Source organism: Embleya sp. NPDC127516, from assembly GCF_044765325.1.
GTDB lineage: Bacteria > Actinomycetota > Actinomycetes > Streptomycetales > Streptomycetaceae > Embleya.
This window is the reverse complement of sequence record NZ_JBIWJT010000021.1, coordinates 105325-120909: the sequence shown is the minus strand read 5'-3', so window position 1 is coordinate 120909 and position 15585 is coordinate 105325. Positions and strand designations below refer to the sequence as shown.

Annotated in this window: 12 protein-coding genes; 3 read left to right on the top strand and 9 right to left on the bottom strand. The window is 72.4% G+C overall.

What is annotated here, in order from left to right:
• From ACIRL2_RS34255 to ACIRL2_RS34225, 7 genes are all read right to left on the bottom strand, one after another.
• Entirely contained in the window at positions 1 to 900 is a 900-nt protein-coding gene (locus ACIRL2_RS34255) for a carbon-nitrogen hydrolase family protein (RefSeq protein WP_395870190.1), read from the bottom strand.
• A 48-nt stretch (positions 901 to 948) separates the two neighbouring features.
• Complete coding sequence (locus ACIRL2_RS34250) at positions 949 to 1602, bottom strand: carbon monoxide dehydrogenase subunit G (protein WP_395870188.1); 654 nt, start codon at positions 1600 to 1602, stop codon at positions 949 to 951.
• 15 nt (positions 1603 to 1617) lie between these two features.
• Entirely contained in the window at positions 1618 to 4047 is a 2430-nt protein-coding gene (gene cutA, locus ACIRL2_RS34245; RefSeq protein WP_402237392.1) for an aerobic carbon-monoxide dehydrogenase large subunit, read from the bottom strand.
• Entirely contained in the window at positions 4044 to 4580 is a 537-nt protein-coding gene (locus ACIRL2_RS34240) for a (2Fe-2S)-binding protein (protein ID WP_402237389.1), read from the bottom strand. Before ACIRL2_RS34240 ends, cutA begins: the two co-directional genes overlap by 4 nt.
• On the bottom strand, positions 4577 to 5500 hold the full coding sequence (locus ACIRL2_RS34235) for an FAD binding domain-containing protein (RefSeq protein WP_395870183.1): 924 nt from the start codon (positions 5498 to 5500) through the stop codon (positions 4577 to 4579). The genes ACIRL2_RS34240 and ACIRL2_RS34235 overlap by 4 nt, the downstream gene beginning before the upstream one ends.
• A 52-nt stretch (positions 5501 to 5552) precedes the next feature.
• A complete protein-coding gene (locus ACIRL2_RS34230) occupies positions 5553 to 7025 on the bottom strand; it encodes a uracil-xanthine permease family protein (RefSeq protein ID WP_395870181.1) in 1473 nt (490 codons plus the stop codon).
• 259 nt (positions 7026 to 7284) lie between these two features.
• Entirely contained in the window at positions 7285 to 8940 is a 1656-nt protein-coding gene (locus tag ACIRL2_RS34225; RefSeq protein ID WP_331770560.1) for a PucR family transcriptional regulator ligand-binding domain-containing protein, read from the bottom strand.
• 407 nt (positions 8941 to 9347) lie between these two features.
• On the opposite strand from ACIRL2_RS34225, the gene ACIRL2_RS34220 reads away from it, so the two are divergent.
• Genes ACIRL2_RS34220 through ACIRL2_RS34210 form a run of 3 tightly spaced genes read left to right on the top strand, consistent with a single transcriptional unit; the run spans position 9348 to position 13175 of the window.
• A complete protein-coding gene (locus ACIRL2_RS34220; RefSeq protein ID WP_395870179.1) occupies positions 9348 to 10295 on the top strand; it encodes a DUF2877 domain-containing protein in 948 nt (315 codons plus the stop codon).
• Positions 10279 to 11757 carry an acyl-CoA synthetase FdrA gene (gene fdrA / locus ACIRL2_RS34215; RefSeq protein ID WP_402237384.1) on the top strand — a complete coding sequence of 493 codons (1479 nt, stop codon included), beginning with the start codon at positions 10279 to 10281 and terminating at the stop codon, positions 11755 to 11757. Before ACIRL2_RS34220 ends, fdrA begins: the two co-directional genes overlap by 17 nt.
• Entirely contained in the window at positions 11754 to 13175 is a 1422-nt protein-coding gene (locus ACIRL2_RS34210) for a DUF1116 domain-containing protein (RefSeq protein ID WP_395870175.1), read from the top strand. The genes fdrA and ACIRL2_RS34210 overlap by 4 nt, the downstream gene beginning before the upstream one ends.
• Before the next feature lie 124 nt (positions 13176 to 13299).
• On the opposite strand, the gene ACIRL2_RS34205 is transcribed toward ACIRL2_RS34210, so the two are convergent.
• Positions 13300 to 14409, bottom strand: coding sequence for an XdhC family protein (locus ACIRL2_RS34205; RefSeq protein WP_402237381.1), 1110 nt, complete (start codon positions 14407 to 14409; stop codon positions 13300 to 13302).
• Positions 14410 to 14415: 6 nt separating this feature from the next.
• Positions 14416 to 15585 carry a VWA domain-containing protein gene (locus tag ACIRL2_RS34200; protein ID WP_395870171.1) on the bottom strand — a complete coding sequence of 390 codons (1170 nt, stop codon included), beginning with the start codon at positions 15583 to 15585 and terminating at the stop codon, positions 14416 to 14418.

Genomic DNA, 15585 nt, shown 5'->3' with positions numbered 1-15585 from the left:
TCAGCCGTGCGGGAACGTGGTCTTCGCCGGACGGACCAGGTCGTCCGCGTAGTTGGCGATCAGGTCCAGGTTGCGGTCGGCCAGGTGGTCGAAGACCTGGGGCACGTTCGACCCCGGGGTCAGCGACGCCAACGCCCGCTCCGGGTCCAGACGAGCGGAGACCCAACCCTCGTGCGAGGAGCCGCGCGCGATCACCTCGGCGCCCGGGGTGACGATCATCGAGTTGCCGAAGTACAGCACACCGGCCGGGTCGCTGCCGGTGGCGTTGGCGCCGATCACGTAGACGTGGTTGTCGTACGCCCGTGCCCGGCAGGTGAGTTCCCACAGGTCGGCGGAGCGCAGCAGGGCCGATGGGCGGCAGATCACCTCGGCGCCGTGCACCGCCTGGATCCGGCTCAGCTCCGGGTAGTCGCCGTCGAAGCAGATGATCATGCCGATCCGACCGAGGTCGGTCTCCACCACGCTGACGTACTCGCCCGGCGTGACCCACCCGCCGCGCGACCGCAGTTCGGGCCCGAACGGGTGGGTCTTGCGGTAGACGCCGAGCACCCGACCGTCCGGCCCGGCCAGCACGGACGAGTTGTACACGACCCCGCGGTCGTCCCCGCGTTCGTAGGTGCCCCACACCAGATGCACGCCCAACTCCCGGGCCCGCTCCTGGAACGGCTCGGTGAGCGCGCCCGGGACGTCGTCGACCAGGTCCCACAACTCCTCGGCGCTCAGCGCCGGGGTGAAGCCGGTGGTCACGCTCTCCGGCAGTACGACCAACTCGGCACCGGTGGACTCGACGCAGCGGGTGACCCAGTCCAGCGCGTGGGCGATGTTCGCCTCGACCACCGCCGCCGTGAGCGGTCCCGGCCGGGGCACGACCTGGACGGCCGCCGCCGTGAACGCACGCATGGTAACTCCCTTTCCCGATCGGTTCGCGATCGGTTCCCGATCAGTGGATCAGCGACGACGGGCGATCACGCCGCCGACGATCGCGCCGAGCAGCGCCACCGCGGCGCCGAACAGCGCACCCTTGGCGAAGTCGGCGCCGCCGAACGACGAGGCCGCCGCCGGGGCCGCGTACCCGCCCGCCGGCGCGGCCGCGACGGTGCCATCGGCCTGCGCCACCACGGCGGTTCCGTTGACCGCCGCGGGCACCGGGGTGAGCGGCGTCTGCCCGGTCAGGATCTTGTCGACCGACTTGAAGAACTCGCCCGCCGTCTTCTTGGCGACACCCGTCAGCATGCGCTGCCCGACCCCGCCGATCACCCCGCCCACCACGGCCTCGGCGTCGTACTCCAGCCGGGTCCGCCCGCCGTCGATGTCCTCCAGGGTGACCTTGACCTCGGCGCTGACCGTGCCCGGGCCGCCCGAGCCGGACGCCTTGAGCATGAACGAGCCGGGCGGCACCTGGTCGGTGAGCTGCACGTTGCCCAGGTAGGTGCCCTTGATCGAGGCGACGCCCATCGTCACCGTCATCCGGTACGCGTCGGGGCCGGTCTCCTCGAGCTTCTCGCAGCCGGGGATGGTGCGGGTGAGCACGGCCGGGTCGTTCAGCGCCGCCCAGACCTTGTCGGCCGGCGCGTTCAGGATGGCGTTTCCTTGGACCTTCATGGTGCGACGTGCTCCTTAACGGTGGGTGCCGGCGGCATGGTCGGCGCCGCGGCGCAGGGCCGGGATCTCGCCGGCGGCGAACCGCTTGCGCAGGTGGAAGAGTTCGGACGGCTGGATCGGCATCCGCACGATCGGGAAGCCCTCGGCGTCCTCGATCGCGGAGGCGAACACGGCCGCCGCGGGGATCACGCCCGCCTCCCCGGCACCCTTGATGCCGAGCGGGTTGAGTGGGGAGGGCGTCTCCAGGTGGTCGATCTCGATCTTGGGGACCTCGCTGGCGTACGGCATCAGGAAGTCCATGAACGAGGCGTTGACCAACTGCCCGTGCTCGTCGTACTCCATGCGCTCGTACAGCGCGCCACCGACGCCCTGCGCGACGCCGCCGTGCACCTGGCCCTCGACGATCATCGGATTGATCAGGTGCCCGCAGTCGTGCACGACGCAGTAGCGCAGGATGCGGATCTCGGCGGTGTCGGGGTCGGTCTCCACGATCACCGCGTGCATGCCGTTGGCGAAGGTGGCGGTCGGCGGCGAGTAGTAGTCGCGGCCCTCCAGGCCCGGTTCCTCGCCCTCGGGGACCGGCAGCTTGGAGAAGTCGGCGGCGCCGGTGAGCTGGGTGGCCGCCTGGGACGCCTCGTCGAAGGCGTAGCGCAGCGGGTTGGACAACACCGCGACGGTGCCGAGCGCGACCGAGGAGCCCGGGCTGCCCTTGACCCGCACCCGACCGTCGACGATCTCCAGGTCGCGCGGATCGGCCTCCAGCGCCTCGCCCGCGATCCGCAGCGCCTTGGCCTTGACGTTGCGCGCGGCAAGCGCGATGGCGTTGCCGCTCATCACCGCCGCCCGCGACGCGAACGTGCCTACCGCGTACGGGAATCGGCGGGTGTCACCGGTCGTCACCGTGACGTCCTCGAGCGGTACGCCCAGTTCGTCGGCGACGATCTGCGCGAACACCGTCTGGTGGCCCTGGCCCTGGCTGGTCAACCCGGTGGCGACGTTGACCTTGCCGGTGGTCTCGATCTGGACGTGACCACCCTCGTACGGACCCACGCCGGTGCCCTCGACGTAGCACGCGACGCCGATTCCGACCCGGCGGCCCTCGGCCCGCGCCTGCGCGCGGTACGCCTCGAACTCGTCCCAGCCGACCAGCTTCTTCAGCGCCTCCAACGACCCGGGGAAGTCGCCCGAGTCGTAGATCAGCGGTCGGCCGTCCTGGAAGAGCAGGCCGTGGTCGTAGGGCATCTCCTCGGGCTTGATGAAGTTGACCGCGCGCACCTCGGTGCGATCGCGACCCAGGTGGTCGGCGATCGCGTCCATCGCGCGCTCCATCGCGAACACACCCTGCGGACGCCCGGCGCCGCGGTAGGGGGTCACTATCACCGTGTTGGTGTACAGGCTGCGGAAGTCCACCCGGTAGGCGCCGGGCTTGTACGGGCCGAGCAACTGGGTGGAGGTGATGATCGGCACGATGATCCCGTACGGCGTGTAGGCGCCGTTGTCGTGCAGGATCTCCACGTCCAGGCCGAGCAGTCGGCCGTCGTCGTCGAAGCCGACCCGTACGGTCTGCAACTGCCCGCGCTCGTGCGCGGCGGAGATGAAGTGCTCGCGGCGGTCCTCGGTCCACTTGACCTCGTGGTCGAGCAGTCGGGCCGCCCACGGGACGAGGATCTCCTCCGGCCACGGGTGCACGATCTTGACGCCGAAGCCGCCACCGACGTCGGGGGTGACGCACTCGACCCGGTCCAGCGGCAGGTCCAGCTTGGCCGCGACGGCCGCGCGCACGCCGGTGGAGGTCTGCGTGGAGGTGTACACGCGTAGGCTCGTGTCGGCGGCGTCCCAGCGGGCGTAGACCCCGCGGCCCTCCATCGGCATGCACGCGCTGCGCTCGATGTCGAGCTTCAACTCCAGCCGGTTCGGCGCGGCGGCGATCGCCGCGGGCGCGTCGCCGACCTCCTGGACGAAGTGCGCCGCGCAGTTGCCGGGCACGTCCTCGTGCACCAGGCGGTCGGCGCGGAAGGCGTTCTCGATGCCGACCACGGGCGGCAGCGGTTCGTACTCGACGGTGATCCGCTCGCAGGCGTCCTCGGCCAGGTAGCGGTCCCGGGCGACGACCATCACGACGGCCTCGCCGACGTGGTTGACGAACTCCTTGGCCAGCGGGTACGCGGTACGGCCGTGGGTGAGCGCGGGGTGCGGGATGAGCAGCGGGAGCGGCTCGGCGACCCGGCCGGTCAGGTCCTCGTAGGTGTAGATGGCGACCAGGCCGTCGACGTCGAGCGCGCCGGTGACGTCGATCCCGGTGATCCTGGCGCGGGCGTGCGGGCTGCGTACGAACGCGGCCTCGTAGGAGCCCTCGCCCAGGTCGTCGAGATAGCGGCCGTTGCCGACCAACAGGCGCAGGTCCTCGGTGCGTTGCACGGGTGCGCCGAACATCTTGGTGGTCATCGGGCGTCCCCCTCGGACTGCTCGTCGGCCCGGCGTTCGCTGGTGATCTCGGCGGCGCGCAGCACCGACTTCACGATGTTCTGGTACCCGGTACAGCGACACAGGTTGCCCGAGATCGCCTCGCGCGCCTCCTCCTCGGTCGGCGTCGGGTTCTCCTCCAGGAAGGCGGAGACGACGGTGAGGAAGCCGGGTGTACAGAACCCGCACTGGAGTCCGTGGCACTCGCGGAAGGCCTGCTGCACGGGGTGCATGGTGCCGTCGGCGTCGGCCAGTCCCTCGACCGTGGTGATCTCGTGGCCCTGCGCGCTGACGGCGAACATCAGGCAACCACGCATCGGCTTGCCGTCGACCTGGATGGTGCACGCGCCGCACACGCCGTGCTCGCAGCCCACGTGGGTGCCGGTCAGGCCCAGGTCGTGGCGCAGGCAGTCGGAGAGCAGTCGGCGCGGGGTGACGGGGGTGGTGTGCAGCACGCCGTTCACGCTGAGCCGGATGTCGAGGCGTTGTTCGGTGGGGATCTGCGTCTCGGTCATCGGGCGCTCCGCTCGTTGGTGCCGGTGTCGCGTGCTGCGTTGGGGTTCGGGTCGACCAGGGCCGCGCGTTCGGTGGCGGTGCGCAGCGCACGGACGGTGAGTACGCCGGCCAACTGCGCGCGGTACTCGGCGGTGGCGTGGATGTCCGGCTCGGGTTCCAGACTCGAGGACGCGAGGGTCGCCGCGTCCTGCCAGGCGGCGGTGTCGGCGGTACGGCCGATCAGCGCGTCGGTCAGGTCGAGCACGAGCGGCACCGGCGAGAGCGAGAGGTAGGCGGCCCGGGCGGAGACGATCCGCAGGTCGTCGTCGACGGTGACCGCCGCCGCGACGCCGCACATCGCGTAGTCGCCGTGTCGGCGGGCGATCTCCACGAACTCGGTGCCGGTACGGCCCGGCAGCCGGGGGAAGTAGGCGGCCACGGCCAGCTCGCCCGCCTCGATGCACGCCTCCAGCGGCCCGACGAAGAAGTCCTCGGCGGGCACGGTGCGGGTGGCCCCCTTGCGGGCCAGCGTCATCGAGCCGCCGAGCAGGGCCAGTACGGCGGTCATCTCACCGGAGGGGTCGGCGTGCGCGAGGCTGCCCACGGTGGTGCCCCGGTTGCGGATCACCGGGTGGGCGACCAGGCGCAGGCCCTGGCGCAGCAGCGGGACGACCGCGTGTGCGGCCTCGTCCGCCTCGACCTCGGCGTGCCGGGCGAGCGCGCCCACCGCGACGCCGCCGGGGTCGGTGCGGACATAGGAGAGTTCGGCGAGCCCGTTGATGTCGACCAGGTTGGCCGGGGCCGCGAGTCTCATGTTCAGCATCGGGATCAGACTCTGGCCGCCGGCGAGGACCTTTCCGTCGTGGCCGACGCCGTCGAGGACGTCGAGGGCTTCGGCCAGATCGGTCGGTGCGTGATATCGGAATGCCGGCGGCTTCACGGTGTCGTCTCCTCCTGGTGTCGCGTGCGGTGGTGCGCCTCGTGTGTCGGCGTCAGCTGGACGGCGTCTTCGGCGGCGGAGCGGCGGCGGTGGAGCCGGTCAACGGCTGCTCCGCGGGCCGGTGTTCCTCCACGGTGCCCAGGGACAGCGCGGTGCCGCCCTCGAGTTCGACGTCGGCGGGGGCCTTGGGGTCGCGCATGTGCGAGGGGGCCAGGGCGTGCAGGGCGTGGTATATCACCAGGGTGACGATGGTGCCCAGCGCGATGCCCTCGATGGTGAAGTCGTCGTTGAACTTGATCGCGACGCCGCCGATGCCGATCACCACGCCGGCCGCGACCGGGACCAGGTTGATCGGGTTGGCGAAGTCGACCTTGTTCTCGATCCAGATCTTGGCGCCGAGCAGGCCGATCATGCCGTAGAGCACGACGGTGATGCCGCCGAGCACGCCGCCGGGGGTGGCCGCGATCAGCGCGCCGAACTTGGGACACAGGCCGAACAACACGGCGACGGCGGCCGCCACGTAGTAGGCGGCGGTGGAGTAGACCCGGGTGGCCGCCATGACGCCGATGTTCTCGGCGTAGGTGGTGGTGGGCGAGCCGCCCACCGCGCTGGCCATCACGGTACCCAGGCCGTCCGCGGTGATCGCCTTGCCCAGGCTGCCGTCCAGGTCGGCGCCGGTCATCTCGGAGACCGCCTTGACGTGGCCGGCGTTCTCCGCGATCAGCGCGATCACGGCGGGCAGCGCGACCAGGATCGCCGAGGTCTTGAAGTCCGGGGCGTGCGTGGAGGGCAGCCCGAACCAGTCGGCGGAGGTGACACCGGAGAAGTCGACCCGGTCGTGCGCGAACTCCTTGCCGTCGTGCTGACCGGGCTGGGCCGAGGTGATCTGCCCGAAGCCCTTGTCGAACAGCCACGACATCGCGTAGCCGAAGACCAGGCCGAGGAAGATCGCGATCCGGGACCAGAAGCCGCGCAGCAGCACGGTCATCGCGATCACCGCGGTCATCGTCAGGATGGCGATCCACTGGTCCTGCGGCCAGTACACCTCGGCCACCACGGGCGCCAGGTTGAAGCCGATCAACAGCACCACGGCGCCGGTGACCACCGGCGGCAGCGCCTTGTTGACGAGTTCGGCGCCGAGCAGGTGGATCAGCACGCCGGCGAGCGCGAGTACCGCGCCGGCGACCAGGATCGCTCCGGTCACCGTCGCGCTGGAGCCGCCGGAGGCGCGGATGGTGGCGACCGCGCCGACGAACGCGGCGCTGGTGCCGAGGTAGCTGGGGATCTTCCCCTGCACGATGAGCAGGAAGACCACCGTGGCCAGACCCGACATCATGATCGCCAGGTTGGGGTCCAGACCCATGACCACCGGGAATACGAATGTCGCGCCGAACATCGCGACGATGTGCTGTGCGCCCAGACCGATGGTCCGACCCCACGAGAGTCGTTCGTCGGGGCGTACGACCTCACCCGGAGGTGGGGTGCTGCCGTCCCCGTAGAGCTTCCATCCCAAGCCGAGTGCCATGTTCAGCCGCCTTCCAGGCGTAGGGGGGTGCGAGGGCGATTCGTTGTCGCACGACCCGGCACGGTGAGCGCGATCCGGTGATGTTCGCCGTTCTCGCCACGAGGTTGGGGGAAGGTTATGGACGGGTCGGACACTGCGGCTTGGGTGATAGCTGACAGATCCGGCCTGGTGGTGTTGTGAAATTCACCCAAGGTTTGTTGCCGACTCGTCTCGGCGTATGGATGAACAACCAAGGGTCTCTCCGTACGTGCGCGCTACGCTACAGCCCGCGCATGCGGCGCACCTGGAGCGCCAGCATGATGTTGAGCCGTAGATGCGAATCCGTGGTGAACGCGCCGAGCAACCGTTCGAGCTTGCCGATCCGGTAGCGCAGCGTGTTGTAGTGGAAGTGCAGGATCCGGGCCGTCTCGGCCACGTTCAGGTTGGTGTCGAGCAGCACCTCCAGGGTGGTGCGCAGATCGGTGGTCTCCTCGTCCTCGCGGCTCGCGAGTTCGCCGAGGGTCTCCCGCATGAAGCTGGTCAGTTCGGCCGAGTCGGGGACCAGGCTGAGCAGGCGGTACACGCCCAGGCTGTCGAAGTCGGCGATGCCGCCCGGACCGTGCATCTGCCGGCCGACCTTGGCCGCGCGGCGCGCCTGTTCGTAGGCCTCGGGCAGCAGCGCGGGGTCGGTGACCACGCGGCTGACCCCGGTGGAGAACGAGCGGCGCCCGCCGCCGCCGTCGCCGGAGACCTGGGCGACCATGTGCCGGACCAACTCGCCTGGCGGGGTGCGCTCCGAGGCGCCCATCACCACCACGACCTCCTGGCTGTAGCCGACCACGGCCGCGCGCGGATCGCGTTCGCGCACCACGATGCCCCACGCGGTGGCGAAGCGTTCGTGGGCGGGCCGCAGGTCGTCCGACTCCGGGTCGAGGCCCTCGCCGGGTTCCAACTGCGCGACCACCACGGTCAGCGGGCGGTCGATCGCCCAGCCCAGCGACGCGCAGTGCCGCACGGTGTGCGCCGGGTCGCCGGCCCGGCCGGCCAGCAGGTCGCGCATGAAGTCGCCCTGGTACTTGCTCTCCACGGCGGCGACCGCGAGTTCCTTGGTGATCACCAGTGCCGCTGTGGCGGCGGCCCGTTCCAACACCTGGATGTCGCTCTCGTCGAGCGTGCGCCCGGCGGAGATCAGGACGACCCGGCCGTGGTCGAGGGCACCGGCCAGGATCGGCACCAGGGCCACCCCGGTGGTCGGGTCCTCCAGGGCCCGCGCGCCGTGCTTGAAGCGCTCCACCCGGAAGCGGCCGGTGGCGTCGAACACGCCGCGCCCGCTGGATGTGGCCGCGACCTGTTCGGAGGCCGACGACGCGAGCAGTCGCCCGTCGGGTGTGGTGACCATGACGGTGCCGCCCAGCAGGCGGCTGAGTTCGTCGGTGATCGCCTCCAGGCCGCCGCCCGCGAGCACCACACTGACCAGCGCGCGGTGCGCCTCCTCGGAGCGGGCCAGCACCGCGGCCTGCCGGTTGAGGATATCGGTGAGCACCTGGTTGAGAATGTCGTCGAAGGCGACGTCGTCGGGCAGCCGGATGATCGGCAGGCCGACCCGGTCGGCGGCCTCCAGCATGTCGGCGGGCAACTCGTCCAGGTAGCGGCCCAGCTTGATGCCCACCGCGGCGAGTCGGCGCGACTCCAACTCGGTCACCAGATCGCACAGGGACTGCGGGGTCTCGCGCAGCGGGTAGCCGGTGGTCAGCAGGAGTTCGTGCGGTTTGGTCCAGGGCAGGATGTCCGGGACCTCCATCACGTTGAGCCGCTGCACCACGCGGTCCAAGCCGCGCTCGCCGGCCATCAGCCGGGCGCCGGACAGGCTGGACAGGCTCAGCACGTCGCGCACCGCGACGCCGCGGACGAGCGTGCCGGTACTCGCGGTTCGCACCCCGCCCGGACTTCCACCAGGGCTTGGCAAATTACGCGAATTATCTCCGCCAAGGTTGGCAACTTGCTCCATTCGAGGACCATAGCCATTGGATTACGTTCACAACAGACATTGAGCCGGTCCGATTTGAGTGGCACCGGATGACAGGTCACACCGGGGCCCACCGCCCCGGAGACCTCGGCCACACCGTGTCGATCATCGACTCCGCACCGTTTCGACCAGGGGCGTCGTCGGGCCCGGCACCGGTGGACCCGGCGCCACTCGACCCGGCATCGCTCGACCCGGCAACACCCGGCACGGCAACACCTGGCACGACAGCACTCGGCACGACAGCACGTCGATCCCCGTACCACTTCGCGTCCGCTCCACACCACCTCGATTCCGCACCGTTCCCGGGAGGCACCACCGTGGTAGACCCGGGAGACAATGGCGATCCGGCGACGGTGACGATGCCGGGCTCGGCCTCCGAGCGGATCCGCGCGGCACTGTGCGCGTCGACCCGGCCCGCGCGGGTTCTCGGCGTCTTCCCGGCCGCGATCTACCTCGCCGACCCGGACGACACGGTCCTGGCCCTGTGCACGCACGACGCGGTCCGACTGCCCAACGCCCTCGTGGTCGCCGGCCGCAGCAGCGCGTCCCCCTTCCCCGCACTCGCCGGCCACCGGCACGCCCACATCGGCGACGGCCGCGTGCGCATCGGCCCGCTGCGGGTGCCGGCGGCCCGCTGGTGGACCCCGCCGCGCCCGCCCGCGCCGGGCGACACCGACACCCGCCGGGCCGGGCGCGCCACGCTGCGCACCGCACTGGAGCCGGTACGCACCGGCCTGTCCGCCGACGCGCGCGCCCACTTGGCCGAACTGGGCCGACACGTCGCGACCGACCCCGATCGCGCGTACGCCGCCGCGCTGCGACTGATCGGCCTGGGCCCGGGACTGACCCCCAGCGGCGACGACGCGCTGTGCGGCTTCCTGCTCGCGCTGCGCCTGCTCGCCCCCGACCGGGCCGGCGGCCGGCACGCGAGCGCCCTCGGCGCGCGCGTCACGGCACACGCCCCGGGCCGCACCACCGACCTGTCCGCCGCGCTGCTCGGCCACGCCGTCCGCGGCGACGGCTGCGGGCAACTGATCGACCTGATCGGTGCGGTGGGCCGGGACACCGACGTCATCCCTTGCCTGCGCCGCCTGTTGACGGTGGGTCACACCTCCGGCGCGGACCTGGCCCACGGCGTCCTGGCCGGGGCCGAGGCGGCCGACGCAGATCTCGCACCAGCGATCGCCGGAGCCCCTCGCGGCTGCGGCGGTCCCACCGAACTCCCGTACCCCGAAGGAAGGAGCGCCCGTGAGCAGCGCGCTTGAGCTGCGCCGCGGAACATACCGAGACTCGGTCAGCCTGATGCAGGTGAGCCGATCGGTATCCGCGGTGGACGGGGTCACCAAGGCGCTCGTCGCCATGGCGACGGAACTCAACGTCGGCCTGTTGGCGGGCATGGGCTTCGAGACCCCGGACGGCGCCGGACCCAACGACCTGATCGTGGCGATCCGGGCCGACGACGACGACGCGCTGCGGCGCGCCGTCGAGGTGCTCGAACAGGCCCTGGTCCTGTCCACCGGCGGCGGCACCGGGATCGGCTCCGCCGCCGGCGTCCCGCCGCGCACGATCCGTACCGCCGCCGGTGCCACGCCCGACGCGAGCCTCGCGCTGGTCTCGGTACCCGGACCGCACGCCTTCGCCGAGGCGATGGACGCCCTCGAAGCGGGCCTGGACGTGCTGATCTTCAGCGACAACGTGCCCGTCGAGCAGGAGATCCGACTCAAGGACGTGGGCCGCGAACGCGGCCTCCTGGTGATGGGCCCGGACTGCGGCACCGCGCTGGTCGGCGGCGTCGGCCTCGGCTTCGCCAACTCCGTGCGCCCGGGACCGATCGGCATCGTGGCCGCCTCCGGCACCGGATCGCAGGAACTGATGTGCCTGCTGCACGCGGCCGGCAGCGGCGTCAGCCACTGCCTGGGCGTGGGCGGACGGGACCTGAGCGAGGCGGTCGGCGCCCGCTCGACGCTCCAGGCGCTGGCGATGCTGGACGCCGACCCGGCCACCGAACTGATCGTGGTGGTCTCCAAGCCGCCCGCCGACTCGGTCGCGGCCGAGGTCGAGCGCTACGCCTCGACGCTGTCCACACCGGTGCATTTGGCCTTCCTCGGGCAGGGCCGCGAGGACCTCACCGCCGCCGCGACCAAGGCGCTGGCCGCCATCGGACACGCCGGCGTCCAGGACCGGACCTGGCGTCCCGAGCGGACCGTGCCCACCCGTACCGGCGCGCTGCGCGGGCTGTTCTGCGGCGGCACGCTGTGCGACGAGGCGATGATCATCGCCGCCGACCGGCTCGGCCCGATCGCCTCCAACATCCCGTTGCGGGCCGACTGGGCGCTGCCCGCCGACCTGCGCACGGCCGGGCACCTGATGATCGACTTCGGCGACGACGGCCTGACCGCGGGCCGCCCGCACCCGATGATCGACCCGAGCCTGCGCCTGGAGCGGCTCGCCGAGGAACTGGCCGACCCGGCCACCGCGGTCCTGCTCCTGGACGTCGTCCTGGGACACGGCGCGCACCCGGACCCGGCCGCCGACCTGGCCGAGGTGCTGCGCGCCGCCGGACCGGACGCCCCCGCCGTCCTGATCTCGCTGTGCGGCACCGACCTGGACCCGCAGGACCTGGACGCCCAGGCCCGCACCCTGACCGCCGCCGGCGCCGAGGTCCACCTGTCCAATGCCGAGGCCGCCCGGCGCGCCGTGGCGATCGTAGAAGGGCTCGACGCGTGAGTGCTCCCAACCCCCGAGGCGGCACGCTGCTGACCCGGGACCCGTCCGTGGTGACGGTCGGCGCCGATCTGCTCGCCGACGCGCTGGCCGCGCAGGCCGTACCGGTGACCGCCGTCGACTGGCGCCCGCCGCTGCCCGGCACCGCCGACGCGCTGGCCGCGGTGCTCGCCGACGCGCGCCGCGAGGCGGCCAACAAGGTCGCGATCGAACGGGTGCTGGCATCCACGCCGCACCTGGTGGACGTCAAGCCCGCGAGCGAGGCGCTGGGTCTGAAGGCCGGCCAGTTCCGGCACGCCGGACCGCCGATCGACTGGGCGCGGGCGTCCGGGCCGATGCGCGGCGCGCTGATCGGCGCGGTGCTCTTCGAGGGCCTGGCCGACACCCCCGAGGCGGCGGAGAAGTTCCTCGCCGAGGGTCACGCCGAACTGGACTCGTGCCATCACCACCACGCGGTGGGGCCGATGGCGGGCGTGGTCAGCCCGTCGATGTGGATGTTCGAACTCGAGGACACCACGCACGGCACCCGCGCGTGGTGCTCGCTGAACGAGGGCCTGGGCAAGGTGCTGCGCTACGGCGCGTACGGGCCCGAGGTGATCGAGCGGCTGCGCTGGATGTCCGCGGTGCTCGGTCCGCTGCTGCGCACCGCGGTGCGCGCGGGCGAGGCGATCGACATCCGGGCGATCATCGCGCAGATGTTGCAGATGGGCGACGAGGGCCACAACCGCAACCGCGCCGGCACCCTGATGCTGCTGCGCGAACTGCTGCCGAACATGATCGACAGCGGCGCGCCGACCTCGGACATCGCCGAGGCGGCCCGCTTCGTCGGCGGCAACGACCACTTCTTCCTGAACCTGGACATGCCCGCCTGCAAGCTGGCGATGGACGCGGGCCGCGACGTGCCCGGCTCCTCGCTCGTGGTGGCGATGGCGCGCAACGGCACCGACTTCGGCATCCAGGTCTCCGGCACCGGCGACCGCTGGTACACCGGCCCCGCCGAGGTCCCGGACGGTCTGTACCTGGGCGCGTACGGCCCGGACGACGCCAACCCGGACATCGGCGACTCGGCGATCACCGAGACCGCCGGCATCGGCGGCTTCGCGATGGCGGCGGCACCGGCGATCGTGCGGTTCATCGGCGGCGAGGTGGACGACGCGCTGGCCGCGACCCGGCGGATGTACGAGATCACCCTCGCGGAGAACCCGGCCTACCAGATCCCGGTGCTGGACTTCCGCGGCACGCCGACCGGGATCGACGTGACCAAGGTGGTGCGCACCGGCATCCTGCCGCAGATCAACACCGGCATCGCGGGCAAGGTCGCGGGCACCGGTCAGGTCGGCGCGGGCCTGGTCACCCCGCCGGCGGACTGCTTCGTCGCGGCGGTCCGGGCGCTGGCGGAGGCGATACCGCCGATCGGCTGACCTTCGGCACCACCCGGCACCGCAAGGAGCCCGCCACGCGAATCGCGCGGCGGGCTCCTTGCGGTGCCGGGTGGTGCCGCACGTGCGGCACGTGTGCGGCTCGGTCGCGGCGGCCGCGTGGTGCTCAGCGGTGGATGCGGCCGTCGGTCAGCGACAGCGGGCGGGCGGAGCCGCCGTGACGGGCCCGGACGATCTCGGCGAGTACCGCGATCGCGGTCTCCTGCGGAGTGCGCGCACCCAGGTCCAGGCCGATCGGGGAGTGCAGCAGCGCCAACTCGGCCTCGGTCACGCCCGCCTCGCGCAGCCGCGACAACCGGTCCTCGTGCGCCCGGCGACTGCCCATCGCGCCGACGTAGGCGACCGGCATGCGCAACGCCCGGACCAGGACCGGAACGTCGAACTTGGGATCGTGGGTGAGCACGCACACCGCCGTGCGCCCGTCCACCCGGGTGTCCGCGAGGTAGCGGTCGGGCCAGTCCACCACCAACTCGTCGACGTCGGGAAAACGCTCCGCGGTCGCGAACACCGGGCGCGCGTCGCACACCGTCACCCGGAACCCGGCGAACGCGCCCGCGCGGGCCACCGCCACCGCGTAGTCGTTCGAGCCGAACACCAGCAACCGCGGGCGCGGCAGGTACGAGCGCACGAAGACGATCTCGTCCTGTCGTACGCCGAGCGCCTCGACCGGAACCAGCGCGTCGCCGTCCGGCCGGGCCAGCGTGGTGCGATCGTCCGCGAGCAACGCGCGCAGCGCGGGCACGAACGGACCGCTCCCGGCCTCGCCCGCGCCGCCCTCGTCCGCGCCGACCACCACCCGGGTGCCGAGCCGATCCGGGTCCGGGGCCGCGACCACGGTGGCGACCGCGATCGGCCGGCCCTCGCGCAGCGCGGCGATCAGCTCGGGAAATTCCGGATAGCGCGCCGGGTCGATCGGCTCGACGTACACCTCCAGGGTGCCGCCGCAGGTCAGGCCCACCATCAGCGCGTCGTCGTCGCTGATCCCGTACGCGGCGGTACGCGGCCGGCCCTCGGCGATGACCTCCCGCGCGAGTTCGTACACGTCGCCCTCGACGCACCCGCCCGAGACGCTGCCCAGCGCCACGCCGTCGGCGGACACCGCCATCACCGCACCCGCGTCGCGCGGGGCACTGCGCAGTGTGGACACCACGGTCGCGAGCGCGAAGGTGCGCCCGTCCCCGTACCACGCCTCCAGGTGGTCGAGCAGTTCACGCATGGCCGTTCACCCGGTCCCTCGCTCGTCCACCAGCAGTGCACACAGTTCCTCCAGGGCCGCCAGGCTGTGCCCGGCGACAAAGTCGTCAACGTATGGAAGAGCCGCGGCCATACCCGCCGCCAGGGGTTGATACCCCTCTCGGGCACGGTGCGGATTGACCCAGATCACCCGATGCGCGAGCCGGTGCAGCCGGGCCATGCCCACCGCGAGCCGGTCCGGGTCGCCGCGCTCCCAGCCGTCCGAGGCGATCACCACCACGGCGCCCCGGGCCACGCCGCGCCGGCCCCAGCCCTCCAGGAAGGCGTGGAGCTGATCGCCGAGCCGGGTGCCGCCGCTGAAGTCGGGTACGGCGGCGGACGCCGCGGCCAGCGCCCGGTTCGGGTCGGTGTGGGCCAGCTCCCGGCTGATCCGGGTCAGCCGGGTACCGATGGTGAACACCTCGGCGCCGCGGCGGCGCCGAACCGCGGCGTGGCCGAAGCGCAGCAGCGCGTCCGCGTACGGCGCCATCGAGCCGCTGACGTCGAGCAGCAGCACCAGCCGGCGCGGCCGGACGACCCGGTCGGTGTAGCGCAGCCGGTCGAACTCTCCGGTCCGCAGCGCGGCGCGCACCGTGCGGGTGCGGTCGATCCGCCCGTGTCGGGCCGGCCGCCGGCGCCGGGTGCGCCGGGTCGGCGCGGCCGGGCGCAGCAGCGCGAGCAGTCGGCGCAACTCGGCACGCGCGGCCGGATCCAGCGCGGCGATGTCGCGCCGGCGCAGGATCTCGGTGCGGTCGGCGGCGGCGATCCGGGGTTCGTCGTCCGACTCCTCCCGGCGGGGCGGCACTTCGTCGGGGCCCGGCAGGCCCACGGCGCGTTCGACGTCGACGTCGGGTCGGCGGCGCCCGGGCGGCGGTTGTTCGCAGTCGAAGTACGCGGTGAACGCGGCGTCGTAGCGGGCCAGTTCCCCGGGCGTGGAGCACAGCGTGAGCCGGCCCGCCCAGTAGGTGGCCGGCCGCGCGTCGGCGCCCAGCTCGGCCGCGGCGGTCAGGAACGCCTGCACGCGCCCCGGGTCGGCGGGCACACCGGCGGCCCGGACGGTGCGCGCGAAGGCGACCAGCGTCTCCACCCCGTCACGCCGGGTCGGCGCCGCGGCCGCGGCGCGCACCGTATCCGCGTCCAGCGGACCGCGCCCGGCCAT

Bases quoted from the DNA above. Each gene is read 5' to 3' on its own strand.
- ACIRL2_RS34255 (WP_395870190.1), bottom strand. From the start codon at position 900: ATGCGTGCGTTCACGGCGGCGGCCGTCCAGGTCGTGCCCCGGCCGGGA.
- ACIRL2_RS34250 (WP_395870188.1), bottom strand. From the start codon at position 1,602: ATGAAGGTCCAAGGAAACGCCATCCTGAACGCGCCGGCCGACAAGGTC.
- cutA (WP_402237392.1), bottom strand. From the start codon at position 4,047: ATGACCACCAAGATGTTCGGCGCACCCGTGCAACGCACCGAGGACCTG.
- ACIRL2_RS34240 (WP_402237389.1), bottom strand. From the start codon at position 4,580: ATGACCGAGACGCAGATCCCCACCGAACAACGCCTCGACATCCGGCTC.
- ACIRL2_RS34230 (WP_395870181.1), bottom strand. From the start codon at position 7,025: ATGGCACTCGGCTTGGGATGGAAGCTCTACGGGGACGGCAGCACCCCA.
- ACIRL2_RS34205 (WP_402237381.1), bottom strand. From the start codon at position 14,409: ATGCGTGAACTGCTCGACCACCTGGAGGCGTGGTACGGGGACGGGCGC.
- ACIRL2_RS34200 (WP_395870171.1), bottom strand. From the start codon at position 15,585: ATGGCCGGGCGCGGTCCGCTGGACGCGGATACGGTGCGCGCCGCGGCC.